Raw genomic sequence first — 24,366 nt, 5'->3', positions numbered from 1 at the left:
TTTAACCTGATGAAATACAAAGGGGAGGAAAAAATGCATAATTTTTCAAATGATCTGCAAGGGTTGGTAATCGACCCTTATCAAGCTGGTGAGTTAGTTGTGATGGATCCACAGAGCATGGATCCGCGCTTGCATGGTGGTATGCGGTGCGGCGGAGGTATGCGATGCGGCGGCATGCATTGCGGCGGCATGCATTGTGGCGGCGGCTTTCATTGCGGCGGTTTTCGTTGTGGAGGCTTTCGTTGTGGTGGTTTCCGTTGTGGTGTTTTTAGCTGTGTTGGCATTGGTTTTTCGTGTGGCGGATGTGGCGGCTTCTATAACTGCTATAACTGTGTTGGCGTTGTTGTTATTTAAACTCATTCAAGTAACCAGCAGTTTAGCTAAATAAGCATAAAAATAGTAAAGGGACAAGTATGTTTCCTTTCCGTTGGATTTAAATAAATTTTACTTTGCGAAGCATAATTTGCTTCGCTTTTTTTGTTTTCTCCGTGAGACTTAGCCTGCAGCGTTTCATTCTTTATTGGACTTTCCTTCTGCCTGGGCATCTGTAAATTTATATCATCATTATTTTTTAGACTTCAGTTGATTTATTGAAAAAAGGGTACAAGTCTATAGCCTGTCTTAATCGTTTTTCATAGGATAAAGTACAACAACACAAGAGGGACAGATGGCAGGGGGGGACATCAGCGGAACGATGGAAGAGGAAGGTATGTGGTTTCAGGATACTTCCTGAGAAATCACAAAATGAAGGGAGAAAAAAATATGGTCCATTTAACCGTTTGGATTACCATTGTGACTTTTTTGGTTACCCTCACATTTATTCTGTGGAGACCAAAAGGTATCAATGAAGCGATACCTGCCGCAATTGGTGCGGTTATCGTCGTCCTCAGTGGAAGTGTTTCATTATCAGACCTAGGGATCATTTCAGAAACCATTAGCGGTGCCGCCATTACGATCATGGCAACGATCGTCATGGCGATTGTCTTAGAAAGTTTTGGTTTTTTTAACTGGATGGCTGAGAAGCTCGCTGAGAGAGCAAAGGGGTCTGGAATTCGATTATTCTGGTATGTCAACCTTTTGTGCTTTCTTATGACACTTTTCTTCAATAACGATGGAAGTATCCTGATTACAACCCCCATCCTGGTCATGCTGTTAAACAATATGGGTTTAAAAAACAAGCAAAAAATTCCGTATTTGCTATCTGGAGCGTTAATTGCGACAGCCTCGAGCGCCCCGATTGGTGTAAGTAACATTGTCAATTTAATCGCGCTTAAAATCGTTCATATGGATTTGTGGCTGCATACCGCAATGATGTTTGTACCTGCAACGCTTGGGTTGCTGCTGCTGACTTGGTTTTTGTTCCTTCGCTTTAAGAAAATATTACCCAAAACCGTTCCGACGAATGTTTCAGGGCTGACAAGTTCAACGTATCACCCGCTTAAACCAGCCAAAAGCATTCAATATCCTTCAGAAAAAGCCCGTTCAAGATTTATGCGAAATGTTCTGCTGTTCGTGTTTGCTGTCCGTTGCAGCCTGTTTGTTGCATCGTTTTTGGGCATTCCCGTTTATCTAATGGCAGTAATCGGCTCGCTCATTCTATTAGCATGGAGATGGGCATATTTAAAAATTTCCCCAGCCGATATGCTGAAGAAAACGCCATGGTATATTATCGTTTTCGCCTTTTGTATGTATACCATCATTTATGGTCTCAATAACATCGGATTGACAGACTGGATAATTGGTTTCATGGAACCAATAGTTTCCGGAAGCCTGCTCCACGCGAGTGTGATGATGGGCGTGCTTCTATCCGTTCTTTCCAATATTTTCAATAATCACCCAGCCCTCATGGTTGGAACACTCACCTTAACCCATATGGATCTTAGTTTGCTCGAATTGAAAATCGCCTACTTGGCGAACGTGATTGGCAGCGATATGGGTTCGTTACTGCTCCCGTTGGGAACCCTTGCTACATTGATGTGGATGCATATCGTAAGGAAAGGAAAAGTAATGATCAGTTGGTGGGAGTATATCAAAATCACGGTCGTCGTCATACCACCTGCAACTTTGTTTACCCTAGTCATTTTATATTATTGGGTCTCTTGGCTTTTTGGCGGCGCTCTTTCGCATTAAGATTTTAATAAAAAAGGAGAATTAAGATGCAGATTGATTTTGTTGATTTAGTAGGAAAGAAAATAGAAGTTGAACTATCGGGAGGAATTTTTCAAAAGGGAATTCTATTAGATAGCGGATTAGACATCATCGTCTTGTACGACAGTAGAAACTATCGTTTCATTTATATTCCATTCCTTCATGTACAAAGAATAAAAGAAACAGAATTAGAAGAAGAAGATATTACTAATACCCCGCCTGAGGAAAAACCAATTGAAACGGATGCCATATCCTTTCGAAAGACATTAACGGTCGCTAAAGGATTGTTCTTGAATGTTTATGTCACAGGGAATAAGTCCATTCATGGCTACCTAACGAGCATTATGAACGACTATTTCGTATTTCACTCACCTGTATATAAAACAATGTGCATCTCGATGAATCATGTGAAATGGCTCATTCCCTATCCGCCAAATACAACTCCATATTCCTTAAATAGTGAAAATCTGCCGCTTATGCCCAAGTCCACTCCCTTAGCAAGGTCATTTGATGAGCAGTTGAAAAAATTTGAAAATCAACTTGTGATATTTGATGGCGGAGACAATCCTGAAAAAATCGGCGTACTCCACAAGATTCAAAATAACAAAATTGCTTTAATTACAGCCGAAGGGGAACGGATCTATCGGAATGTGGAACACATTAAAACAGTCCAATTACCATAACAACGATTTGAAAACTGGTGAAATTGATATAACAACATTAAAGAAAGGCAGAGTGGTGTCATGTTTAGTCAATATAAACAAAACAAATAATCCATCCTGTTGGCCGACAAAGATGGATTATTGAATCACCGTTAACACTGTATTTGACCGTGCCGCTTTTGTCACGGTCTTTTTTCTGGTGTCCTACCTATGGTTATGATATGTTATTGACTTTAATTTTGTTCAGGCTAATAAAATTTTGTCAGTTCATCTTTCAAAAAAATTTCTTAGAAGGCTTCTTCCTGATCCACCGTATTTTTTGTGAGTACAGGTTCATTGACAAAAATCAACAATTATATGGAATTATATGTTAATATTAAAATTAGGATGTATAATTTTTGATACAATAAGGTTTCGTGAAAAGATCCACTCCATAGTGCAAAATGGAAAGGGGGGCATTTTATCATGAAATCCAATCTTACATCGCTCTTTTTTTTATTGATTGTATTCGTGCAAACAGTTGGTTTGTTAGTTGATTTTCCTTGGGAGGGGATCATTTTATGGACCCTGACGGTAGTTCTGCTTTTATGTGCTGGATACTTCACAAAATACCTTAATAAAACAAATACTAATAAATAAGTAGATTCAAAACTTAGTTAGAAATAGGGAGAAAATGCTGATGGATATAAATAAATATCTTATTAGGTTATCTTATATGATCATTTTAATATTTGGCGGAGTATTCGTAATTCGTTATTTGAAAGATCATGAGTTGCTATTGGGAGAAATGTTAGGGCTAGTTGTAGGAATTCTTTTGCTTATTTCATCGATTATATGGAAAATAAGTAATCAAGAGACAGAAAAGAGTTATTAGCAATGGCTGATGACTGTGAGAAAATAGCAAAGGAATAGAACAAGTAACGAACAGGAAAGAAGCGCTGTGGTGAAGTATAGCACTCCCAGCATTTTATAAAGCGTTCAATTCTTTTATCCAATGAAAAAGCACCCGAATCACTCATTCGGGTGCTTTCTGTCTGCAACTCTCTAAAAGGCCCATTTAATGGTGCTGCATAGGGACTGCTTTTACTTGTTTGGCTGATTTAAGCTTTAGCATTGGGAGTAACGCTAATGCGCCGATAAGGAATAGGGAGGATGCCATTAGATACATCACAATAAGCGGATATTCTGCCTTTAATAGACCCACCAAGCTCATGTTTAACACCATTCCACCCATAAATAGAGGGTTTAAGATTCCATTGACTCGACCTACAAAAGATTCTTCAGCATTTGTTAAAATTAATGTATTACATGCAATATGGATAGGAGGACCCATAATTCCGAATACGAATTGAGCGAGTAAGGCTGCCCAAACCAGGTTAACAGACCCCAATACCGCAACAGATACGGCACTCGAAATAAAACCAATCAGAAGCATCTTTTGTGGTGTGATCTTTTTTGACAGTGCCATTGCCCCGACCCCGCCAAGGATCATACCTGCACCATTTAAAGCGGTAAACCATTGCAGGTTTTGTGCCGATAATCCGAGGTTTTCAGTGACCAAGAAAATGCCCAGCGGGTTAACAAGGCCCAGCCCCATACCAGCAGCAAGGAAAAATCCCCCCATGAAAAGGAAAAGCTTATTTGAAAATACATATCGCAAACCCATTTTCATCTCTGCGGACACATTTGTTGTCGACACCGTTTCTACCTTTTGATCAGCAGGCAAGAAGGCAAGAACAAGCGCTGATAACAGAAAACAAATGCCCATAATGGCGATCGAAACATAGATGCCGAATTGGAAGTAGATTAAAGTTCCAATGATGGGTCCCAATACCGTAAAGATAGATTGAAGTGTTTGGTTCATGGACATTCCCAGCTGCATTAAGACTTGCGGAACATGAAGCTTAAACAATTTCATACCAGATGGCTGTGAAAATTGTGACAAAACAGATGACACAAGAGTAGCAAAGAAGATCGCTTTCCAGCCGCCAAATACGAGCGCCAGTAAGACAGCGAATATGGACAGTGCACTTAGCAGATCACATAAAACCATGGTGCGTTTTGGTCTCCACCGGTCAGCGAAGGTCCCGCCGATAAAGGAGAATAAAAAGATTGGCCCGAATTCAGCAACAGAAATCATGGAAATTGCGAATGGATCCTTATTGGTTTGTTCGGTTACAAACATTAAGATAGCAAAGTTTCGGACCCAGATGCCTAACTGTAAAAACAGTCCTGATAATAATATGGATTGAACAAAGCGATTGGCAAACAACGATTTCATCGTTGGTGCCTGGATTTGTGGTTGACTTGACATTTTAACAACACCCTTTCAAATTTTTTTGGAAAGCGAAAATTCAGCTTGTGATTCTAAAGGTGCTTCTTAAGAATCGGCTTCGTCTGCTTTGAAATTATCTTACGCCTGTTTGAAGAAGCCAAAACCGCAAACATACGGCATGATTTCCGCAAATAAGCCGGGTGGGCTCGCAAATAAATAGATGAAGTCCGCAATTATAGTGTGAGTTTTCGTAAATAACTTGTGGGGGGCTGCTCCGCTTGTTTAGATTTGCAAATATTTTAAGTGAAATTTCAAATAGATTTGAGGAGCTCCTAATAATTATTTAGGTTCGCAAATAAAAAGGGGGGGCAAAACTAAATCTCTGAATATTAAAAATGACTTGCTCCCCTGCAAAAGCGTAATTATTGCAGGTATTTTCAACTTAATGAAATTTGAATAGAAAGCCACTACAATTTTTTGCGGGGGAGGGGTTCAAAATTGCGCGTTGTAACTTCCCCTTCTGCCGTATGATAATTTCAGATCATTGTTAAAAAAGGGGGTCTTGGATATGATTTACGATATGGTCGTTGTTGGTGGCGGGCAGGCTGGTTTATCAATGGGTTACTACTTAAAGCAAACAGAGTATTCGTTTTTAATACTTGATAATCAAAGCAGGGCAGGGGATGTTTGGCGAAATCGTTATGATTCTCTCGTTTTGTTTACACCAAGATTTTATAGTTCATTACCTGGTTTGCCTCTACCTGGCGATCCGACGGGGTTTCCAACAAAAGATGAAATTGCGGATTATCTCGAACAATACATTCAAGCATTTGAGTTGCCAATAAAGTTCAATACCCAGGTACAAAAAGTGCGAAAAGAAAAAGATATTTTTGTCCTATCAACCAATGATTCAATGATAGAAACAAAGAGAATCGTCATTGCTGCAGGTCCATTCCACACACCAAGTATTCCATCCTTTGCGAAAGAACTTTCAAAAGAAATAACACAGCTTCATTCTTCAGAATATAAAAACCCGTCTCAGCTGCAAGATGGTCCTGTATTAGTCGTAGGCGGCGGTAACTCGGGTGCCCAAATCGCAGTTGAGTTATCGGAATCTTACGAAACATACTTATCTGTTAGTCAAAAAATCCGCTTCATGCCTTTAAAAGCTGCTGGCAAAAGTATTTTCTGGTGGTGTGATAAATTGGGGATATTAAAGGCTGATCGTCACTCTTTCATCGGTAAAAAAATCCAAAGCCAAGGTGACCCCATTTTCGGATACGAGCTGAAGGAGAAGATAAAGAATCATCGTGTAATAGTAAAGAACAGAACCAAGTCTGTTCTTAAAAATGAGATTCAATTTGAGGATCGAACCTCCATCACGGTAAGAAATATCATTTGGGCTACTGGCTTTACTCCTAACTATTCATGGATCGATATCCCTAATCTGCTGGATTCTAACGAAAAGGTAAAGCATGAAAGAGGAGTAACGGAAATTGACGGACTCTATTTTCTTGGTTTGCCATGGCAGCACCGCAGGGGCTCGGCCCTGCTTTTAGGGGTTGGGGAAGATGCGGAGTATCTTTATAAATACATGACAAGGAAGGACTTATGAATCTGAAATCGCCATCTGGCGTTTTTTTTTTTGCCAAGGAATTTTTTGCGGGAAACTGAAAAATAATTGCGCTGCTTTACACTTTTTTTGCGGTTTTTAAAGTCTACTTGAATTCTTCTATGATAGAAATGTAACATCTAATAAGTATTAGATTGGGGAGGAATATTATGAAAAAGCAATGGAATGTAGGTATATTGTTGTTTGGAAAATTAATGGGGGAAACAGCGGCAGAAAGAACGGCAGCTACAGAAGAATATCCGTATGACTGGAGATTAAAGGAAGCTATTGAAATGCAACCTATACCAACAAATCTGGAGGAGGTGCCGAAAATGCATCTCCTCCCTTCCAATTTATTCGTATAAAACATGCCAGCCATTCCAGGGAAATGTTTTTTTTGAAAAAAGTACGTAATGGAACGAACATTAATGTATTCAATTCTTAGTTCATCGTGTAAAATGGAATTTATAGGAAAAATTATCCATAGGCGGTGAAAGTTTGGAAAATAAGACCTATATGAACTGGGAATTTGAAACAATTGCAAAGCATACACTAGATATCCTTTTGATTGTTGACCAACATCAAATCGTACAGTTTGCAACACCTTCTGTCGAAACAATTTTAGGCTATCGTCCAGAAGAATTTATTGGGGTAAATGCCTTTGAACCTCTCTCCCCGGAGGATCGGGACCGCCTGATGGCATCACATAAAGAAGCGATTGCGACAGGGGAACCTAGGGTGGACGAATATCGTGTGTTTCATAAAAACGGTGAATTAAGATATTTTGAATCGCGAGTCATGCCGGTTCAAAACCATCCCGATAATCTTGTCGTTGTGTCCATTCGGGATGTTACATTAAGAAAAAGTATGGAATCAGAGCTTGAGCGAAGAAAGAACCGATATCAAGAACTGCAAAATTGCTTAAAAAACTACTCTCAGGACCTATCTGGAGTTATGAAGGTGTCGGAGCTTAGAAGCAGGCTGATTCAAGAGCTTAACACAGTTATCCCGGATTCTGAACCGCAAATGGTAATCTATAATCGGGAATCGATAGCGGAGGAAGGGGCTCACCCAGTAAGTTTAGGGGCTGTTTTGACAAATTTAACGGTTGGAAAACTCAAGGTTGAAAACGAGCAGATTTATATTTTAATAGGTGACCGGAAGGAATTGGCTTATATTCTCATAATAAAGTCCTCTTCCATTAAAGAATCAATGGATTTAATTTGGCTGGAGACATTGGTTCATTATACCGTCATGGTTTTTGAAAGCTTAAATGTGATAGAAAGTTTGATGAGTCAACTGGAGACGGCCCTTCAAAAAAGTGATAAACCTCAGTGGATATTAAGACTTTTGTTTAATTTATCGGAAAAACAAAGAATGGAATTATCCAGTGATTTACATGATACCGTCCTGCAGGATCAAATGGCTCTATATCGAAACCTGGAATCCATTTTAAAGGAATACCAATTTGATAGTGAAATTGACCGGCAGCTAAAGGAGATTGTGCAAGGCCTGCTGGACACCATACATCAAATAAGAATGACCTGTAATGAGCTGCGGCCGCCCCTTTTAAGGGAAGCGGGCCTTATTAGTGCTTTAGAAAATTTATTTGATTATACTCAAGTATCATCAACCTTTAAAATTATTTTTACAGTCGAGAATACAGAAAGCCTTGTGATAAATGAAGAAGAAACCATCGGGATTTACCGCATTGTTCAAGAGCTGCTTAACAATGCCGCAAAACACTCCCAAGCTAGTAATCTCCATTTTCATCTAAGCAGAACGAATGAGAGTATTCGTCTTCACTATTTGGATGACGGCGTCGGCTTTGCTGCTGAAAAGTTGACTCCGTCCTTTAAAAGTATGGGGCTCTCGGGTATGAGGGAGAGGATTCAAAGCCTCAACGGGACTATAGATTTTTCTTCACAGCCCGGCAGGGGCCTAAGTGTAAAGATGCAGATACCACTAAGTATTTAATGAGATAGTATTTTTCATCACAAATTTATAGAAAAAGCGGATGATCCCAGTTTAGGAAAAGGATTGTCCGCTTTTTTTCTTAAGAAGGATAGTTGAACAAGGATGGGGAATACTGGGATTATATTATTTTGTTAGGTGAAAATTAAATGACACCATTGATTAGCAAGGAAGAATTAAAAAATTCTGAACAGTTTTTTCAAAGAATTCATCAAGTCGAAGTGGATTATGTAAATTATTGGATTCAACATACATTATGGCATTGGGAATTTTGGTTTTCTGCAGCCTTATCCATCATTCCTTGGCTTATATGGATCAAACTTCGAAAGCGTGGAAGTGAAGCAAGATTACTTTTAGCTGGAAGTTTTGGCTTAAGTGTAGCTTCTTGGTTTGATTTTTTGGGACTTGTTTTTGGGTCTTGGCATTATTCCGGAAGAGTATTGCCTACGATACCAACATTTTTGCCTTGGGATTTTACCTTAATTCCTGTAACCCTTATGCTTTGGCTGCAATTTAAGCCAACTTTAAACCCTTTTATGAAAGCTGTTATCTATTCCGCACTGACCTCTTTTATTGGTGAACCTTTATTTGAATGGCTTGGATTTTATACGACTATAAAATGGAGTGTTTTTTATTCCTTTCCCATTTACATTATCATCTATTTAATTGCTTACCGAATTTGTACAACTAAAAAATTTGACCCGTTATAATACATATTTTTAAATTGATTCTCTAACTAGCTTTCGAACAATTTTTAACAGCCTGTATCTTAATCAATGATACAGGCTTAATCTATTATCCTTAATCTATATAACTTTAGGGTCCAATTCTTTAAATTTTAATTTTAAATTCCGTCCCGTTTTCTATATAAATTGTGTTTTGTAATCCGGTTTGTTTTACCAGATATTCAAATATGTTTTTTGCAGTGCTTCTGATTATCACACTCAAACCAATGGTGTCGAACACGCGTGCATAGCAGCGGATTACCAATGTATTATCTTCTGTAAACAGATGAAAATAGACGGTTTCCTTCTGTTTTTTCGAAAAACAGTGGATAAATAAATATTCCTCTGTTGGTTCTATTCCCTTTATCAAAAGGTCTTTTTGAAGGATTCGTTTTATTTCCTCCATTTGCTTCTCTGAAAAATTTATCCTCATCCCTGGTTCACCATCTTAATTTTGGTTGGATTCCATACCTTTTCATTATACGAAAGTACGAGTTCGCCTGTCACCCTAAGAAATTGCTATACTGATTTTTCCGAAAAAACCTTTGCAGACCGTTCGCAAAATCCTGCGGGGTTACCTAGAAACATTGCGGTTTTACCAAGCGGAAGCTTATATACAATGATAATGTCAAATGATTATTCCAAAAGGAGAGATGGAAAATGGATCGGATTACATTAGCAGTAAAAGGGATGTCCTGCCAGCATTGCGTAAAGTCAATTGAGGGAAGCGTCGGAAAACTAGAGGGTGTCAATAAAGTAAAAGTTAATTTAAAGGAAGCAAATGTGGCGGTCGTGTTCGATTTAGAACAAGTAAGTCCAGAACAAATTAAGGAATGCATTGAAGGTGGCGGATACGAAGTCTGCCGTTAAGATTAGTCCTACTATTTTATTAGGTCTCTTTTAAACGGGGTGAAAAATGTAGGAAAGGGACGAAACTATGAGCATGAAAGAAGCAAATTTGCAGATAATCGGGATGACTTGTGCAGCCTGCGCGGGAAGAATCGAAAAAGGTTTAACAAAAATGGATGGGGTTATCGAGGCAGCTGTAAATCTCGCCTTAGAACAATCTACCATCAAATACGATCTGGAAAAAGCAAGCGTAGAAGCCTTGGAAAACAAAATCAGAGAGATTGGCTACGATGTGGTGACGGAAAAAACAGAATTCCTGATTAGGGGAATGACCTGTGCAGCCTGCTCGGCAAGGATAGAAAAAGGTTTAAATAAGATAGATGGGGTATCTAAGGCAGTAGTGAATCTGGCAATGGAAACAGCCACAGTGGAATTTCATCCTTCGATGGTTCAAGTGCATGAGATCATTCAGGAGGTTGAAAAGTTAGGGTATGGTGCCGAGAGGAAAGAAGAGGCGGGAGTAGAAAAGGAGGATCCAAGAAAGCTTGAGCTTCTGCAACAAAAGGCCAAGTTTCTGTTCTCCATGCTGCTGTCGTTTCCAATGGCTCTGGTCATGTTCGCGAACATGGCCAAAGTGCCGGATGCTTTAGGCATACAGGCATTCTTTATGAATCCATGGGTGCAGCTGATGTTAGCTGCACCTGTACAGTTACTCATTGGCCTTCAGTTTTATCGCGGAGCATATAAAGCATTGCGGAGCCGAAGTGCCAATATGGATGTATTGGTGGCGCTGGGAACCTCGGCGGCATTTTTCTATAGTTTATATGTGTTGATGGAGTCTTATGGAAAGGGCGCCGCGATGCTGGAGGTCTATTTTGAGACCAGTGCCATTTTAATTACTCTCATTATTTTAGGAAAGATTTTTGAATCAAGCGCAAAAGGACGCGCCTCTGAAGCCATCAAAAAGCTGATGCAATTACAGTCAAAGCTTGCCGTCGTGGAAAGAAACGGGCAAGAGGTGGTAGTTCCGCTAGAGGAGGTTGTGGTAGGGGACATTTTATTCATCAAGCCTGGTGAGAAGGTTCCAGTGGATGGAGAGATTATCGAAGGTAGAACCGCTTTGGATGAATCGATGTTAACCGGTGAAAGTGTTCCGGTAGATAAAACGATCGGGGACATGGTGATTGGCGCTACCATCAACAAAAACGGCTTCATCAAAGTTCGTGCCACTAAAGTGGGAAAAGACACGGCTCTTGCTCAGATAATAAAAATTGTTGAAAGTGCTCAGGGCTCTAAGGCTCCAATCCAGCGATTGGCTGATCAAATATCTGGAATCTTCGTTCCGATTGTAATCGGTATTGCTGTCCTAACTTTTCTGATTTGGTATTTCTGGGTGACACCAGGTGACTTTTCTGGTTCCCTTGAAAAATTAATTGCCGTTCTTGTGATCGCCTGCCCTTGTTCATTGGGGTTGGCCACACCAACATCGATTATGGCCGGTTCGGGTCGTGCGGCTGAGTTTGGAATCCTTTTTAAAAGCGGCGAACATCTGGAATGGGCTAGCCGACTAACCACGGTTGTTTTGGATAAAACAGGAACCATTACCAATGGTGAGCCTGTATTAACTGACATTATCATTGATGGGAATGTGAGCGAAGAGGAATTTTTATCAGTGGTCGCGGCTGCCGAGAAACAGTCGGAGCATCCGTTGGCACAAGCGATTGTTCAAGGGATTCAAGAAAAAGGAATTTTAATTAAGGGTTACGCTGATTTTGAGGCTATACCGGGGTTTGGTGTAAAAGCAAATATTGATGGAAGAGCAGTCTTAATTGGGACCCGTAGACTTTTAACGGAGTATAACGTTTCTTTTGAGAAAGCTTTAGCAAAAATGGAGAACTTGGAACGCCAGGGAAAGACTGCGATGCTGGCTGCCTTTGATGGGGAATATGTTGGAATTGTTGCAGTCGCAGATACGATTAAGACAACGTCGAAAAAAGCAGTGAAACGCCTAAAAGACTTGGGATTAGAAGTCATCATGATTACAGGAGATAATAAAGAGTCTGCTCATGCGATTGCCAATCAGGTTGGCATTGACGACGTATTGGCTGAGGTACTTCCTGAAGGGAAAGTGGAACAATTGAAGAAACTTCAGGAACAAGGAAAAATCGTCGCTATGGTAGGGGACGGAATCAATGATGCGCCTGCTTTGGCGGTTGCCGATATTGGCATGGCGATTGGAACTGGTACGGATGTTGCGATGGAGGCGGCGGATATTACCCTGATGCGCGGGGATTTAAATAGTATTGCAGATGCCATTCATATGAGTAAAAAGACGATGCAAAACATTAAGCAAAACTTGTTCTGGGCATTTGCCTACAATACTGTCGGCATTCCTGTTGCTGCATTCGGTTTGCTCGCTCCATGGCTGGCGGGTGCGGCAATGGCATTTAGCTCTGTATCCGTGGTATTAAATGCTCTTAGACTGCAAAATGAATCGGTAAATACCGAGGAGGCCGCTTTTTCTCCAAAAAGATGGCTGATACCGGCTTTGCTGTTACTAGTGGTACTGTTTGGTGGTTATTTTATCTACGAAAATTTGTTAGAGGATGCCGGAATACAGAAGTTAGTGGATGTGATTTTGCGATGAAATTTCACCACTTGCTATTAGGAGCTTGCGAATTGTCCTGGAAAAAGGACCCGCAAGCTTTTTGGTTTGCTGAATTCTTTTATAGTAAACATTGTTGGTATTGTTTATATGCGAGTTGGCTGTGATTTTCATAGTGTTCATTCGTTTATGAGTCTACATTCTACCGAACCAACGAATTTATGAAGAGTTTGGACGTAGAGAAAGACCATATACTACCGATACAGGGAATGGATGAAGAGTTCGGTAGCATAGAAGGGCTCTATGCTCCCGAACCACCGAATCGATAGAGTATTTGGTAGCAAAGAAAGGCTATAAGCTACGATCTAGGGAATGGATGAAGAGTTCGGTAGCATAGAAAGGCTATATGCTTCCGAAACCATCGAATCGATAAAGAATTCGGTAGCATAGAAAGGCTATATGCTCCCGAACCATCGAATCGATGAAGAATTCGGTAGCATAGAAAGGCTCTATGCTCCCGAACCAGGGAATGGATGAAGAGTTCGGTAGCATAGAAAGGCTATATCTTACCGAACCAGGGAATGGATGAAGAGTTCGGTAGCATAGAAGGGCTCTATGCTCCCGAACCACCGAATCGATAGAGTATTTGGTAGCAAAGAAAGGCTATAAGCTACGATCTAGGGAATGGATGAAGAGTTCGGTAGCATAGAAAGGCTATATGCTTCCGAAACCATCGAATCGATAAAGAATTCGGTAGCATAGAAAGGCTATATGCTCCCGAACCATCGAATCGATGAAGAATTCGGTAGCATAGAAAGGCTCTATGCTCCCGAACCAGGGAATGGATGAAGAGTTCGGTAGCATAGAAAGGCTATATCTTACCGAACCAGGGAATGGATGAAGAGTTCGGTAGCATAGAAGGGCTCTATGCTCCCGAACCACCGAATCGATAGAGTATTTGGTAGCAAAGAAAGGCTATAAGCTACGATCTAGGGAATGGATGAAGAGTTCGGTAGCATAGAAAGGCTCTATGCTACCGAACCAGGGAATGGATGAAAAGTTCGGTGGCATTGGAAGGAGAATCCAACCTAGCCGGTGATTTTACTTTCGATTTATGCTTTGTTGTAACAAGCATTCTACATAGTGGAAGCTAACAAAAATTTTGCGGGGTGTTTCGTTTGATTTGCGGTTTGAAGTTAGCCATTTAGCAGTATGCTAAGAACATACCAATTGGAAGAATTTATCCATTTAACATTAAAAGGAGTGAAAGAAATGAGAAAATGGGCAATAGCGGGAATGCTTTATGTCACAATTGTCATCGTTGGTTTTCAGGCTTATGACAAATGGTTCACGGATGAAAAGACAACCGCTGCAGAGGCGGGAATGCAGGATATGGGTAATACGAAAAACAAAAAGAGCAAGGATAGCAAGGAAAGCATGGATACCATGAAGGATATGGGGAGTTCAGATCATGGTACCGAGGCAGCCGAAACGGGCGCTCATGGGGAGGAAGGGAGCCATGGCCATGATGAGGGCTCTTCACATAGTGATGGCAGCCAAGTAAATGCGTTCGTTTACAATGATAAAGACAATATTAAAATTTATTTAAAAGATAAGGCAGGAAATCCAATCGATGATTTAGAAGTCAATCATGAAAAGATATTTCATCTGATCATTGTCGATGAGCAGCTTCAGAAGTATTACCATTTACATCCAGATCGAACAGGTAAAGGTGAGTTTACGATTGGAAATTTACTTCCTGAAGGGTATTATAAGGCATTTATCGACATCAAGCCTAAATCGCATTCTTACGCAGTAGAACCTGTACCATTTGTGGTGGGATCACCTGCTATAAATACAGCTGCACATGGTCATGCGTTAGAGCCAGATACTGACTTCACCAAGATCGTCGATGGGGAAAAGGTTACAATGACCGTCAGTTCCTTTAAAGCAGGTGAAGACGTTAAACTAACATTCGATCTTGACAGAACTAATTTAACTCCATATTTAGGAGCAATGGGTCATGTCGTGATTCTCGATGAATACGGCAAGAAATTTCTCCATGTGCACCCAACCAATGATACGGAACCGATTTTTGAAACTACGTTTAGTAAGCCTGGTATTTATAAAGTCTGGGCTGAGTTCCAACAAAATGGTAAAGTGAGAGCATTTCCTTTTGTGATTGAAGTGACGGAATAATATATAGAAATGTGGGGGAGAGAAGGCTGGACTCTCCCTTCCATTTAAGCCTCGGGGGAAAAAAATGAAAAATCCGGCTCGTTGTACGAAAAGAGTGCCAAACACGCAAAAATTTTGCGGTTTGCAAGGTTGAAGTTTCATTTAAACTAAGAACAGAGGAGAAAACAGGTGGTGCTTTTATGGATAACAACCAGCAATTTTTTCAAGCTATCATCAATAACACAAGTGACGTACTGATGATTGTAGATCGTAATCGTCACATTGTATTTGTTACCCCAAATATATATGAATTATCAGGTTATAGTCCTGAAGAGTTGGAAAATAGGGACACTTTTTTTATGGTTCATCCAGAGGATCGAGAAAATTTAATGCAAAGGCACGAAAATCTACTCTCCTCTAAAAAAAGTAATTCCTCGGAATATCGAGTCATCAGGAAGAATGGAGAAATTCGATATTGCGAATGTAAAACCACACCACTTCCAGATACAAAGAATTATTTGCAGGTTGTTTCGACAAGGGATATTACCGAACGGAAATTGATGGAGATAGAGCTCGAATACCACAAGAATCGCCATGAAGTTTTGCAAAATAGCCTGAAGAATTTTTCGAATGATCTTTCTTTCGTGATGAAACATGCGGACCTTGAAGAGAGACTAATCAAGGAACTCATAACCATTTTACCAAACTCGAATCCTACCATAATGAAAATTTCTCCAAAAAACATACAGTTATCATTAGGGAAAATGGAGACGGTCTCGGACAAGGTGATGATTAAAATAGGTGAGGGGCAAGAGAGCCCCTGCATCCTGTCCATCAATGCAAGTGCCATACGGGAAAAGATGGAATCCATCTGGCTGGAAACGTTGGCCTATTATTCGATGATGGTTATTGAAAATTTAAATATGATAGAGAATCTGATCCTGCAGCTCGAAACAGCCACCCGTAGTAAGGAAACGCCGCAATGGGTGCTGCGCTTGATGTTTAATCTGCAGGAACAGCAGCGTTTGACGTTATCCAGTGATTTGCATGATACGGTTTTGCAGGATCAAATTGACTTATACCGCAGGCTGGAATCCCTTTTAAACCGTTATGAAATAGACAAGGAAGTCAAAACAAAGCTTGTTGGGATTGAACAGGGTTTGTTGGATATCATTCATGATATTCGGTTGACTTGCAATAACTTGCGGCCTCCGCTGCTAAGAGAGTTAGGACTGAAAAGATCATTGGAAAATTTGTTCGAGCATATCCAGGTTAGCTCCATGTATAAAATTATTTTTACGGCGGAAGATCTCTCAATGCTTCCGTTAAGCGAGGAGCAAACGATCGGGATTTACCGGATTGTGCAGGAACTCCTTAATCATGCAGAGGAACACTCTCGGGCGAATGAAATTAAATTTGATCTCTACTATGAGGATCATCAATTAAAGATGGTTTACAGTGATGACGGAGTTGGGGAGAGTTCTTCTAGTCATTTGAGGTTAACAAATGTAGAACAAAGAGCGCAAAGTCTTGGAGGGAATATGGAGATCAGCTTGGAGCCGGGATGTGGGTTGTTTGCTGCTTTACAGCTTCCCATTAACTTAGAAAGGAGTTTAGTATAATGGTAAATATTTTAATAGTAGATGACCATTTATCCATTATCGAAGGGACCAAAATGCTGTTGGAACAAGAACCGGATTTCAACATTACGGTTGAATACAGTTCATTGAATGCAATGAATTTAATCAAGCTAAACCATTATGATGTATTGTTGTTCGATTTGTATATGCCCCACCTAAATGGGCTTGAGTTAGCAAAGCAAGCATTGGCATATAATCCCGATTTGACTGTATTGATTTATACAGGCTTCGATATCAAACCTCATTTTAATTTGCTGGTTGAAGCAGGTGTGTCTGGGTTTCTTTCAAAAACTTCATCGCGGGATGAGTTAGTTGCTGGAATAAGAAGTGCGTTAAGGCAGCAGGTAGTTCTGCCGCTTTCATTGGTAAGAGAATTAAGAAGGCCAGGGATCATATCGGATCAGTCCACTCCAAATGAAAAAGTGGTTTTAACCAGCAATGAAGAACAAATCCTGACAGAACTATCTAAAGGGAAAAGTACAAGGGAAATCGCCTCCAATTTAGCGATGAGCCAGCGGTCGTTAGAGTATAACTTAACGGCGCTTTACCAAAAGTTTGGCGTCCGAACAAGAGTCGACACTATTGCAAAGGCCAAGAAGCTTGGGTTGATTCCAGAGGAAGAATTGAAATAATAACATTCTTATTTAGCGTACCAGTGTTGAAAAAAATCAATAAAAAAGCAGTGGAATATTAATTAAAAATCACACTGATTTTAGCGTGTAATGGGGTTCCGCGGGAGCCCTTTTTTTTGTGTATGACTGCAGCAACAACAGAAATTACAAAAAGGTAAACAAAATAGACATAAAATAATTTCGATGCGAATATTTAACATTGAATAGACAAAGGGACTACTAAAGGGGGGAAACGGATTGAAAAATTTTTTAAGAGCAATACCATTGTCATTACAACATTTGTTTGCAATGTTTGGTGCAACAGTTTTAGTGCCAGCGCTCACCGGTCTTGATCCAGGAAGTGCCCTTATTGCCAGTGGTGTTGGAACCTTGATTTTTCATCTCATTACAGGTGGAAAAGTTCCTACGTATTTAGGTTCATCCTTTGCGTTTATTGCTCCACTTGCGTTGTATGTGGGGAAGCTTCACTCACCGGGTCAAGCCGTGGCAGGCCTGATCAGCGTATCCGTTGTTTATGCCATCGTATCGCTGATTATTGCCACAGTTGGCTTTGATAAAGTGCGAAAAGCCATTCCTCCAGTCGTCGTCGGTCCGGTTGTCAGCATTATCGGTCTTTCCTTGGCGACAACAGCTGTCACCAATATGGCCGCGACACATTGGGACGCTGCCATTGTGAGCCTTCTTGCCGCCATTATCGCAACCCTTGCCGGCACGAAGGTGATCCGCCTCTTACCAATTATCATCGGTCTTATCGTCGGTTATATTTATTCTGCTGTGCGCGGCTATGTCGATTTTCAAAACATTGCAGATGCCCCTATTTTCGCGCTCCCTCATTTTGTGATGCCTGAATTCACCTGGGTTGTTATCCTTGGTATGGCACCGATTGCACTTGTTACCATTATCGAAGACTTAGGTCATATGTTTGTATTAAACGAGATTACTGGAAAAGATGTCACAAAAGATCCTGGATTCGGCCGTATTCTATTAGGTAACGGCCTTGCCACCTTTATCTCCGGATTCGTCGGCGGACCAGCGCAAACTACTTATGCTGAAAACCTAGGGGTTCTGGCCATCACACGACAGTTTTCCAGTAGGATCATTCAAGGCGCTGCCGTTATTGCGATTCTCCTTGGCCTATTCGGTAAAGTTGGAGCTCTAATCCAATCTATTCCAGTTGCGGTGATGGGCGGCATTTGTATCCTGTTATTTGGTATGATTGCCGCAATGGGGATCCGTCACCTCATCGAGGAAAAAGTAAGTCTGGGAAATATGAAGAATCTGGTCATCGTCGCGATCATCTTCATCGTCGGAGTTGGATATGCTCATAATGGTATCGCCTACGCTACCATTGCCGGATTACTTATCCACTGGCTCGTACCCGATTTTACGACAAAGAATGAAGGTTAAAAAGAGACATAGGGACGGTTCTTATGCATCATTTTTTAGTTCTAAAGAGGTCTGCTCTTCTGTGAACCAAAAATGAAACAAGAGAACCGTCCCCATGAATCATTTAAGCAACGGCAGAACCGTTGCTTTTTAAATTCTCCCTGTGATATTAATCGCGCATTGCTCCTGCCTCTCGGGAAGTCATCGCACCTTGTCCTGCACTTACATCTTTTTGAATTTCTTGTTTTACTTTTTGGGCATCAGTTCCGGCAAATTCTGGTTGCATCATAGAAGCCGCATTCCCTTTAGCTTGTTGATTCTGTTGCTGCATATAAATCCTCCTCGATTATCATTTAACAAATGTATTATTTACAAAAAACACTTGGCAAATCCTCTTCATTATTGAATAAACGTTTTATCTATTTTAGAATTGTAGATATTAACTGCAGGTATTAAAGGAGTCGTCGATCATGGACAATAAGGATTCAAAAGGAGTACAAGCAGTCTATAATCAATTATTAGATGCCTGGAATAATCGAGATGCTAGTGGAATGGCAGTTTTATTTATTGAAGATGGTGAAAGTATTGGCTTTGATGGAAGCCAATCAATTGGCAGAGAAGAAATATTCTCGCACCTAAATCCAATCTTTGAACACCATCAAACGGCTCGGTTCGTTAGCAAAGTTAAAGATATACATTTTCTAAGTATGGATATAGCAATTTTGCGAGCAATTGCTGGTATGGTACCGCCTCAGGCAAACGACATCAACCCAAAAGTGAACACACATCACACTCTTGTTGTGGTAAAAAAAGAGGGTAATTGGCGTATTCAACTATTCCAGAACACTCCTGCACAATTTCATGGAAGACCTGAATTAGTGGAACAAATGACCGAGGAACTAAGAGAAGTATTAAGGGCGTAGAAAATAAATTCAACAAGATTGGCTGTTTCGACGCCTTTTTCTTGTGATGAGCTCGTAAAAATAGGAGAAAGAATGGCGCAGTATAGTGAACTGCGCCATTTCTTTATGCGAGGAAAACGTCGTAATCTTTAACGGCTTCACTGCGGTAACATACAAAAAAAATGCGGTGGTCTTCAAAAAGAGTGCGGTTAGGGAAGGGGCAGAAATGAGTAATATGTGAATATAGAAAACAACAAATAGCGTGATCGAAAAAATCCATTAAGGAGGAAAATGACAATGACATTGAATCTATTATTCTTTACCCTTAGCATTAAAAAGCGAATAATCGCTCCGGAAAAAGCCCTGCACGATGAAATGGTTGAAAAACTATATGAAGAACATAAAGATCGGCTAATCTCCAATCATTATTTGATGCATTAACAAACTGCCAGGAAGTTAATCCTGGCAGTTTAATAGAAAGGCTCTTTTCGTAAAGTTTGTTGTTTTTGGGAATAACACTGTCCATTCCTTTCCGCTACAGGCGCTTGCTTTCCGCGGGGAGGAAGTCGAGCCTCCTCGACGTTCCGTCTGCGGGGTCTCGACCTTTCCTCTATTTACCGCAGGAGTCAAGCACCTTTCGCTCCAATCCACTCAGTGTTTTCAATTTAGTTAAAAGCAACAATCTCTGAGAAAAGATCCAATAGAAAAAAAGGAATTTGTGCGAGGACACAGCGGGCTTTTCAGTGATTTACGTCAAGAATTGATAAATGAGGGTAAATGGGAGCAAGAAACTGCTGTTTCTACCCTCTTACGAACTAGCGGCTTGCTTGTAATTTAATAAAAAATGGTTGCTTTGTAGCAACCATTTTTTATTTAGTATTCTTTAATCCAATAAAACCTCAGAAATTCATCTTCGATTGTCCGCCATCAACATTAATGCTGGCACCAACAATCCAGGAAGCCTTTTCTGAAGCAAGGAATACTGCAACATTGGCGATTTCTTCTGGGGTACCGAAACGGCCAGCAGGAATTTCCTTATTTACAAACTCTTTGATTCCCTCCGGATCCTCGTTCATACGTTTTATCCAATTGCCGGTCTCGTGCAAAATGCTACCAGGAGCAATACTGTTGATCCGGATCCCATAGGGAATTACTTCGTCTGCCAAAGATTTTGTAAAGCTGATGAGTGCAGATTTAGCATTATTGTAGGTGATTTTTCCACCGCTTTCTCTCCCATAAACTGAGGTAATATTAATGATTGATCCCGACCGCTGATTTTTCATTTGAAGGGCAGCTAGTTTACTCATATGTACTGCGGAAAAATAGTTCAGTTCCATTGCCTGATAAAAAAGCTCCATATCGGTTTCAATTGCCTTACCACCGTTGCTGCCGCCGGCATTGTTAATCAGGATATCAATCGTTCCATTTTCCTCGATAAACGTGTGAATCAATTTTTTCCGTTCCTCTGGATTTGTAAGGTCTGCTTGAAAAATAGAAACGTTGCCGCCAAGTTCTGCCTTTGCCTCTTCTAAAAAACCTAGCCCTCTTGCTGTAATTGTCACATTTGCTCCTTCAGCAACAAATGCTTCGGCTATTGCTTTTCCGATTCCTTTTGAACCACCAGTAATGAGTACGTTTTTGCCTTGTAATTGCAAGTCCATTGTGAAAGCTCCTTTTTTACTTCATTTTTGTGTTTTATGTATGTAAACATTATAATGCAAACACCTTATAAAAAACGATGCACAGGGACAGTTCTTGCATCAATCGCAAGAATTTTTTCGTAAAGTGGAATCGATTACTAATGAATGAGGTAAGATCCATTTCGCGAACGGGGATTAAATAGATTAAATCGTTTATTTTTCAGAAAATATAGAATACAATAACTGTATTCGGATTATTTACATAAAACCGTAAATTTGGAAGGGGGACTAAGATAATCGCAAACAGGGAGCGTGAGTCGACGTTGGTATCTGACGCACCGTACGAATTAGAGAAACTGGAAGAGATTTATGAGACGTATCAGCAAATGTTTCAGCATTCCGTAACAGGTGTGGTCATCACGGATAAGGACGGCAGGATTACCGAAGTGAATCCGGCATTTAAGGAACAAACGGGATTATCGGCAAGTGATGTGGTTGGCCGCAGGCATCGGGAATTAATGATCGAGGAAATCATCGACCAGACCGCCGAACTGCAGGCTCTTAAAGAAGGAAAAACTAGTACTCAGCTAACAAAACTCTATAATGGCAAGGAAGTTTTAGTAACCGCCATCCCCATAAAAAATAAACAAGAGCAAATCATTAAAGTTGTCAGTCAGATTTTGGACGTTACGGTATTAAATCAACTCAAGGATGAAATTTTTCAATTAGAGCAGGAGCATGAGGAAATCACTCGGCAGCTAGAGGAACTAAAATCTAATAAAAACGCCATTCATTCTATTGTTGCCTATGACATGAAAATGAAGAAAGTCATAGACCGCGCCCTACGAGTCTCTCAGCATGATTCAACTGTCATTTTATATGGGGAATCAGGAGCAGGTAAAGAGGTTATTGTAAAATTAATCCATGAAAATAGCAATCGAAGCAGCCAGCCGCTTATCAAAGTGAATTGCGGGGCAATTCCCAATGATTTATTAGAATCTGAATTGTTCGGCTATGAACCTGGAGCCTTTACTGGAGCCAGCCCTAAGGGAAAGGTTGGTTTATTTGAACAGGCAGCTAAGGGGACGATTCTATTAGATGAAATTGGCGAGATCCCCTTACATTTACAGGTCAAATTACTAAGGGTGCTGCAGGAATTTGAAATTACCAGGGTCGGCGGGACAAAGCCGATAAAAATTGACACCAGGGTGATTGCTGCAACTAATCAAAATCTGGTAAATTTAATCAAAAAAGGAGGGTTTCGCGAGGACCTCTATTATCGATTAAACATCATTCCGATTCATATTCCTCCGCTAAGGGAAAGACCAAATGATATCGTTCCGTTAACCTATCACTTTATCAATAACATAAGACAAAAATACGGCGTGAATAAGATTTTTTCAAAAGAAGTTTTGGATAGCTTTCAACGGTATCATTGGCCGGGAAACGTGCGGGAACTTCAAAATATAGTCGAGCGGCTGTGCATAATGATTGAAAAACCGATCATTACTGCTGAGGACATCAGAAATGAATTGTTTATACAGCAACATAAAGAAAAAACTAAGGTTGAACCAAAAAGGGAAAGTGACGAAATTAATCCAGCAACTGACAGTGTAAGACCATTAAAAGAGCAAATGGAACTTTATGAAAAACAAGTCATCGAAAGTGCCTTGAAGAATTATCCCAGCATACGCGCGGCAGCAAAAGCACTGGACGTCGATGCTTCCACGTTATCAAGGAAAGTGCAAAAATACTCTAATTCTTAAAATAGTGCAAAAATGCAACACGTTGCAATTTTGCACTATTTTTTTGTTGTGTTTTTGCATTACCGGGGGAGTTGAGCCCTAAGTATCCTGTTTATTTAGTTGGCACAGAAATTGCATAATAAAAGAATAATGACCATGGAAGGAGCAATGGAATTGATTCAGGAAGAGATTCATGTGGTTCGGCATTTTATCCGATCAATTGCAGAGGATTGCTTTCGTCCTGCAGCAAAAGAGGTAGATCAACTTCAAAGAATACCGGACACCCACGTCAGGAAGTTAGCAGAAAATAGATTATTCGGAACAAGTGTAACGACCAGTTTTGGCGGCGGCGGCCTATCGCACTTGAATCAGTTGATCATTATTGAAGAGATTGCTCGCTGCTGTGGTTCGACATCCATGCTGTTGACGAATCAGGAAATGGTGATGAATCCCATTCTTCTAGGTGGTACGGAGGAGCAAAAAATAAAGTATTTACCCCCGCTTACATCAGGTGATTTAATAGGTGCGATTGGGATTACAGAAGAGGGAATCACCAGCGATCTTGAAACAGTATATACAACAGCTGAGAAAATGGGAGATTATTATGTTTTAAATGGTAAAAAGTTATTTGTATTTAACGCTGGGGTTGCTGATGTTTACATGATTGTAGCAACAATGGATCCCAGAATTAAAAATGCAGGAATCACCTATTTTCTTGTCGAGAAAGGAACTCCCGGACTAATAATAGGCAGAGAAGCAGGGAAAATGGGGGTAAAAGGGATTCCCGCAAGAGAGGTTATTTTAGAAAATGTTAAAATTCATCATTCACAGCTAATTGGAGGGGAGGGCAGGGGATTTAAAATATTGAAAGAAACGCTTAATCGGACGAGATTAAGTGTTGCGGCGCTAGCTTTGGGGATTGCACAAGGCGCTTATGAGGAGGCAATAAAGTATGCCCAAAAATTTATGCGTTCTTCGAGGGAGAGTTTGCGATTTCATAATACCCAGCTTATGCTCGCTGAAATGGCAACAGAGATTGAAGCTGCAAGAAGATTACTTTACTACGGTGGAGAATTGCTTGAAATAGGGTCAAGTGAAGTGGCAGGTGCTGCATCAATGGCAAAGCTTTTCTGTTCGAATGTCGCGATAAAGGTGACCACGGATGCGGTTCAAATGCTAGAAGGCAGCGGCTACACAGATGACTACCCTGTGGAACGAATGTTGCGGGATGCGAAAATTACCCAGTTTTATGAAGGTTCAAATTTGATACAAAAACTTGTCATAGCCAGACAAGTTTTACTATAAATTTGTAAAATGGAAGGGCTCTCAAAATGGTGTGCCAGATGAAGTGATAGACCCGCGAAAAAAATCGGGATTTTCTTTCTTAGAGAGT

The 24,366-nt window shown here is 40.4% G+C and carries 23 protein-coding genes; 19 read left to right on the top strand and 4 right to left on the bottom strand.

Annotation, left to right across the window (positions count from 1 at the left end; all coding sequences use genetic code 11):
* The first annotated feature begins 33 nt into the window (after positions 1 to 33).
* The 5 genes from ACZ5AE_RS17655 to ACZ5AE_RS17635 all read left to right on the top strand — a co-directional run bounded on the left by ACZ5AE_RS17655 (position 34) and on the right by ACZ5AE_RS17635 (position 3,684).
* Complete coding sequence (locus ACZ5AE_RS17655) at positions 34 to 354, top strand: heterocycloanthracin/sonorensin family bacteriocin (RefSeq protein WP_464565919.1); 321 nt, start codon at positions 34 to 36, stop codon at positions 352 to 354.
* Positions 355 to 762: 408 nt separating this feature from the next.
* The gene (locus ACZ5AE_RS17650; RefSeq protein ID WP_464565918.1) at positions 763 to 2,130 is read left to right on the top strand and encodes an arsenic transporter; all 1,368 of its coding nucleotides are present in this window, start codon (positions 763 to 765) and stop codon (positions 2,128 to 2,130) included.
* A gap of 26 nt (positions 2,131 to 2,156) precedes the next feature.
* The gene (locus tag ACZ5AE_RS17645) at positions 2,157 to 2,831 is read left to right on the top strand and encodes a DUF2642 domain-containing protein (protein ID WP_464565917.1); all 675 of its coding nucleotides are present in this window, start codon (positions 2,157 to 2,159) and stop codon (positions 2,829 to 2,831) included.
* Positions 2,832 to 3,275: 444 nt separating this feature from the next.
* The gene (locus ACZ5AE_RS17640; protein WP_464565916.1) at positions 3,276 to 3,449 is read left to right on the top strand and encodes a hypothetical protein; all 174 of its coding nucleotides are present in this window, start codon (positions 3,276 to 3,278) and stop codon (positions 3,447 to 3,449) included.
* A gap of 40 nt (positions 3,450 to 3,489) precedes the next feature.
* Positions 3,490 to 3,684, top strand: a complete 195-nt coding sequence (locus tag ACZ5AE_RS17635; RefSeq protein ID WP_464565915.1) for a hypothetical protein — start codon at positions 3,490 to 3,492, stop codon at positions 3,682 to 3,684.
* A 183-nt stretch (positions 3,685 to 3,867) separates the two neighbouring features.
* Here the strand turns inward: ACZ5AE_RS17635 and ACZ5AE_RS17630 are convergent, their stop codons facing one another.
* The gene (locus ACZ5AE_RS17630; protein ID WP_464565914.1) at positions 3,868 to 5,124 is read right to left on the bottom strand and encodes an MFS transporter; all 1,257 of its coding nucleotides are present in this window, start codon (positions 5,122 to 5,124) and stop codon (positions 3,868 to 3,870) included.
* A gap of 523 nt (positions 5,125 to 5,647) precedes the next feature.
* Between ACZ5AE_RS17630 and ACZ5AE_RS17625 the strand changes: the two genes are divergently transcribed.
* From ACZ5AE_RS17625 to ACZ5AE_RS17610, 4 genes are all read left to right on the top strand, one after another.
* A complete protein-coding gene (locus ACZ5AE_RS17625; RefSeq protein WP_464565913.1) occupies positions 5,648 to 6,700 on the top strand; it encodes a flavin-containing monooxygenase in 1,053 nt (350 codons plus the stop codon).
* A gap of 167 nt (positions 6,701 to 6,867) precedes the next feature.
* On the top strand, positions 6,868 to 7,062 hold the full coding sequence (locus ACZ5AE_RS17620; RefSeq protein WP_464565912.1) for a hypothetical protein: 195 nt from the start codon (positions 6,868 to 6,870) through the stop codon (positions 7,060 to 7,062).
* 133 nt (positions 7,063 to 7,195) lie between these two features.
* Complete coding sequence (locus ACZ5AE_RS17615; RefSeq protein WP_464565911.1) at positions 7,196 to 8,674, top strand: PAS domain-containing sensor histidine kinase; 1,479 nt, start codon at positions 7,196 to 7,198, stop codon at positions 8,672 to 8,674.
* A gap of 155 nt (positions 8,675 to 8,829) precedes the next feature.
* Positions 8,830 to 9,381, top strand: a complete 552-nt coding sequence (locus tag ACZ5AE_RS17610) for a CBO0543 family protein (protein WP_464565910.1) — start codon at positions 8,830 to 8,832, stop codon at positions 9,379 to 9,381.
* Positions 9,382 to 9,502: 121 nt separating this feature from the next.
* Here ACZ5AE_RS17610 and ACZ5AE_RS17605 read toward each other — a convergent pair whose 3' ends face one another.
* Entirely contained in the window at positions 9,503 to 9,802 is a 300-nt protein-coding gene (locus ACZ5AE_RS17605) for a hypothetical protein (protein WP_464565909.1), read from the bottom strand.
* Positions 9,803 to 10,056: 254 nt separating this feature from the next.
* Between ACZ5AE_RS17605 and copZ the strand changes: the two genes are divergently transcribed.
* The 6 genes from copZ (at position 10,057) to ACZ5AE_RS17575 (ending at position 18,707) form a co-directional block, all read left to right on the top strand.
* Positions 10,057 to 10,266, top strand: a complete 210-nt coding sequence (gene copZ / locus ACZ5AE_RS17600) for a copper chaperone CopZ (RefSeq protein WP_464565908.1) — start codon at positions 10,057 to 10,059, stop codon at positions 10,264 to 10,266.
* A 67-nt stretch (positions 10,267 to 10,333) separates the two neighbouring features.
* Entirely contained in the window at positions 10,334 to 12,892 is a 2,559-nt protein-coding gene (locus ACZ5AE_RS17595; RefSeq protein WP_464565907.1) for a heavy metal translocating P-type ATPase, read from the top strand.
* Between the two features lie 1,230 nt (positions 12,893 to 14,122).
* Positions 14,123 to 15,049: a hypothetical protein gene (locus ACZ5AE_RS17590; protein ID WP_464565906.1), complete on the top strand. Its 927-nt coding sequence runs from the start codon at positions 14,123 to 14,125 to the stop codon at positions 15,047 to 15,049.
* A gap of 179 nt (positions 15,050 to 15,228) precedes the next feature.
* Entirely contained in the window at positions 15,229 to 16,650 is a 1,422-nt protein-coding gene (locus ACZ5AE_RS17585; protein ID WP_464565905.1) for a PAS domain-containing sensor histidine kinase, read from the top strand.
* Complete coding sequence (locus ACZ5AE_RS17580; protein WP_464565904.1) at positions 16,650 to 17,300, top strand: response regulator transcription factor; 651 nt, start codon at positions 16,650 to 16,652, stop codon at positions 17,298 to 17,300. Before ACZ5AE_RS17585 ends, ACZ5AE_RS17580 begins: the two co-directional genes overlap by 1 nt.
* 237 nt (positions 17,301 to 17,537) lie before the next feature.
* Positions 17,538 to 18,707 carry a uracil-xanthine permease family protein gene (locus tag ACZ5AE_RS17575; protein ID WP_464565903.1) on the top strand — a complete coding sequence of 390 codons (1,170 nt, stop codon included), beginning with the start codon at positions 17,538 to 17,540 and terminating at the stop codon, positions 18,705 to 18,707.
* 148 nt (positions 18,708 to 18,855) lie between these two features.
* Here ACZ5AE_RS17575 and ACZ5AE_RS17570 read toward each other — a convergent pair whose 3' ends face one another.
* A complete protein-coding gene (locus ACZ5AE_RS17570) occupies positions 18,856 to 19,017 on the bottom strand; it encodes a hypothetical protein (protein WP_464565902.1) in 162 nt (53 codons plus the stop codon).
* Between the two features lie 139 nt (positions 19,018 to 19,156).
* Between ACZ5AE_RS17570 and ACZ5AE_RS17565 the strand changes: the two genes are divergently transcribed.
* On the top strand, positions 19,157 to 19,609 hold the full coding sequence (locus ACZ5AE_RS17565; RefSeq protein WP_464565901.1) for an SgcJ/EcaC family oxidoreductase: 453 nt from the start codon (positions 19,157 to 19,159) through the stop codon (positions 19,607 to 19,609).
* Between the two features lie 276 nt (positions 19,610 to 19,885).
* Entirely contained in the window at positions 19,886 to 20,029 is a 144-nt protein-coding gene (locus tag ACZ5AE_RS17560; protein WP_464565900.1) for a YrzI family small protein, read from the top strand.
* 458 nt (positions 20,030 to 20,487) lie between these two features.
* Here the strand turns inward: ACZ5AE_RS17560 and ACZ5AE_RS17555 are convergent, their stop codons facing one another.
* Positions 20,488 to 21,249, bottom strand: a complete 762-nt coding sequence (locus ACZ5AE_RS17555; protein WP_464565899.1) for an SDR family NAD(P)-dependent oxidoreductase — start codon at positions 21,247 to 21,249, stop codon at positions 20,488 to 20,490.
* A gap of 302 nt (positions 21,250 to 21,551) precedes the next feature.
* Between ACZ5AE_RS17555 and ACZ5AE_RS17550 the strand changes: the two genes are divergently transcribed.
* Both ACZ5AE_RS17550 and ACZ5AE_RS17545 read left to right on the top strand, forming a co-directional pair.
* On the top strand, positions 21,552 to 22,994 hold the full coding sequence (locus ACZ5AE_RS17550) for a sigma-54 interaction domain-containing protein (RefSeq protein WP_464565898.1): 1,443 nt from the start codon (positions 21,552 to 21,554) through the stop codon (positions 22,992 to 22,994).
* A gap of 129 nt (positions 22,995 to 23,123) precedes the next feature.
* Positions 23,124 to 24,278 (top strand): acyl-CoA dehydrogenase family protein, encoded by a 1,155-nt coding sequence (locus ACZ5AE_RS17545; protein ID WP_464565897.1) that lies wholly within the window; start codon positions 23,124 to 23,126, stop codon positions 24,276 to 24,278.
* Positions 24,279 to 24,366 lie beyond the last annotated feature (88 nt).

It is taken from the genome of Neobacillus sp. S1227 (assembly GCF_055385255.1).
The sequence above is the reverse complement of the archived record's forward strand: the minus strand, read 5'-3'. Positions and strand labels throughout refer to the sequence as shown.

Coding starts and splice junctions, on each gene's coding strand:
- ACZ5AE_RS17655 (WP_464565919.1), top strand. CDS start 34: ATGCATAATTTTTCAAATGATCTGCAAGGGTTGGTAATCGACCCTTAT.
- ACZ5AE_RS17650 (WP_464565918.1), top strand. CDS start 763: ATGGTCCATTTAACCGTTTGGATTACCATTGTGACTTTTTTGGTTACC.
- ACZ5AE_RS17645 (WP_464565917.1), top strand. CDS start 2,157: ATGCAGATTGATTTTGTTGATTTAGTAGGAAAGAAAATAGAAGTTGAA.
- ACZ5AE_RS17640 (WP_464565916.1), top strand. CDS start 3,276: ATGAAATCCAATCTTACATCGCTCTTTTTTTTATTGATTGTATTCGTG.
- ACZ5AE_RS17635 (WP_464565915.1), top strand. CDS start 3,490: ATGGATATAAATAAATATCTTATTAGGTTATCTTATATGATCATTTTA.
- ACZ5AE_RS17630 (WP_464565914.1), bottom strand. CDS start 5,124: ATGTCAAGTCAACCACAAATCCAGGCACCAACGATGAAATCGTTGTTT.
- ACZ5AE_RS17620 (WP_464565912.1), top strand. CDS start 6,868: ATGAAAAAGCAATGGAATGTAGGTATATTGTTGTTTGGAAAATTAATG.
- ACZ5AE_RS17605 (WP_464565909.1), bottom strand. CDS start 9,802: ATGGAGGAAATAAAACGAATCCTTCAAAAAGACCTTTTGATAAAGGGA.
- copZ (WP_464565908.1), top strand. CDS start 10,057: ATGGATCGGATTACATTAGCAGTAAAAGGGATGTCCTGCCAGCATTGC.
- ACZ5AE_RS17595 (WP_464565907.1), top strand. CDS start 10,334: ATGAGCATGAAAGAAGCAAATTTGCAGATAATCGGGATGACTTGTGCA.
- ACZ5AE_RS17590 (WP_464565906.1), top strand. CDS start 14,123: ATGAGAAAATGGGCAATAGCGGGAATGCTTTATGTCACAATTGTCATC.
- ACZ5AE_RS17585 (WP_464565905.1), top strand. CDS start 15,229: ATGGATAACAACCAGCAATTTTTTCAAGCTATCATCAATAACACAAGT.
- ACZ5AE_RS17580 (WP_464565904.1), top strand. CDS start 16,650: ATGGTAAATATTTTAATAGTAGATGACCATTTATCCATTATCGAAGGG.
- ACZ5AE_RS17570 (WP_464565902.1), bottom strand. CDS start 19,017: ATGCAGCAACAGAATCAACAAGCTAAAGGGAATGCGGCTTCTATGATG.
- ACZ5AE_RS17565 (WP_464565901.1), top strand. CDS start 19,157: ATGGACAATAAGGATTCAAAAGGAGTACAAGCAGTCTATAATCAATTA.
- ACZ5AE_RS17560 (WP_464565900.1), top strand. CDS start 19,886: ATGACATTGAATCTATTATTCTTTACCCTTAGCATTAAAAAGCGAATA.
- ACZ5AE_RS17555 (WP_464565899.1), bottom strand. CDS start 21,249: ATGGACTTGCAATTACAAGGCAAAAACGTACTCATTACTGGTGGTTCA.
- ACZ5AE_RS17545 (WP_464565897.1), top strand. CDS start 23,124: ATGACCATGGAAGGAGCAATGGAATTGATTCAGGAAGAGATTCATGTG.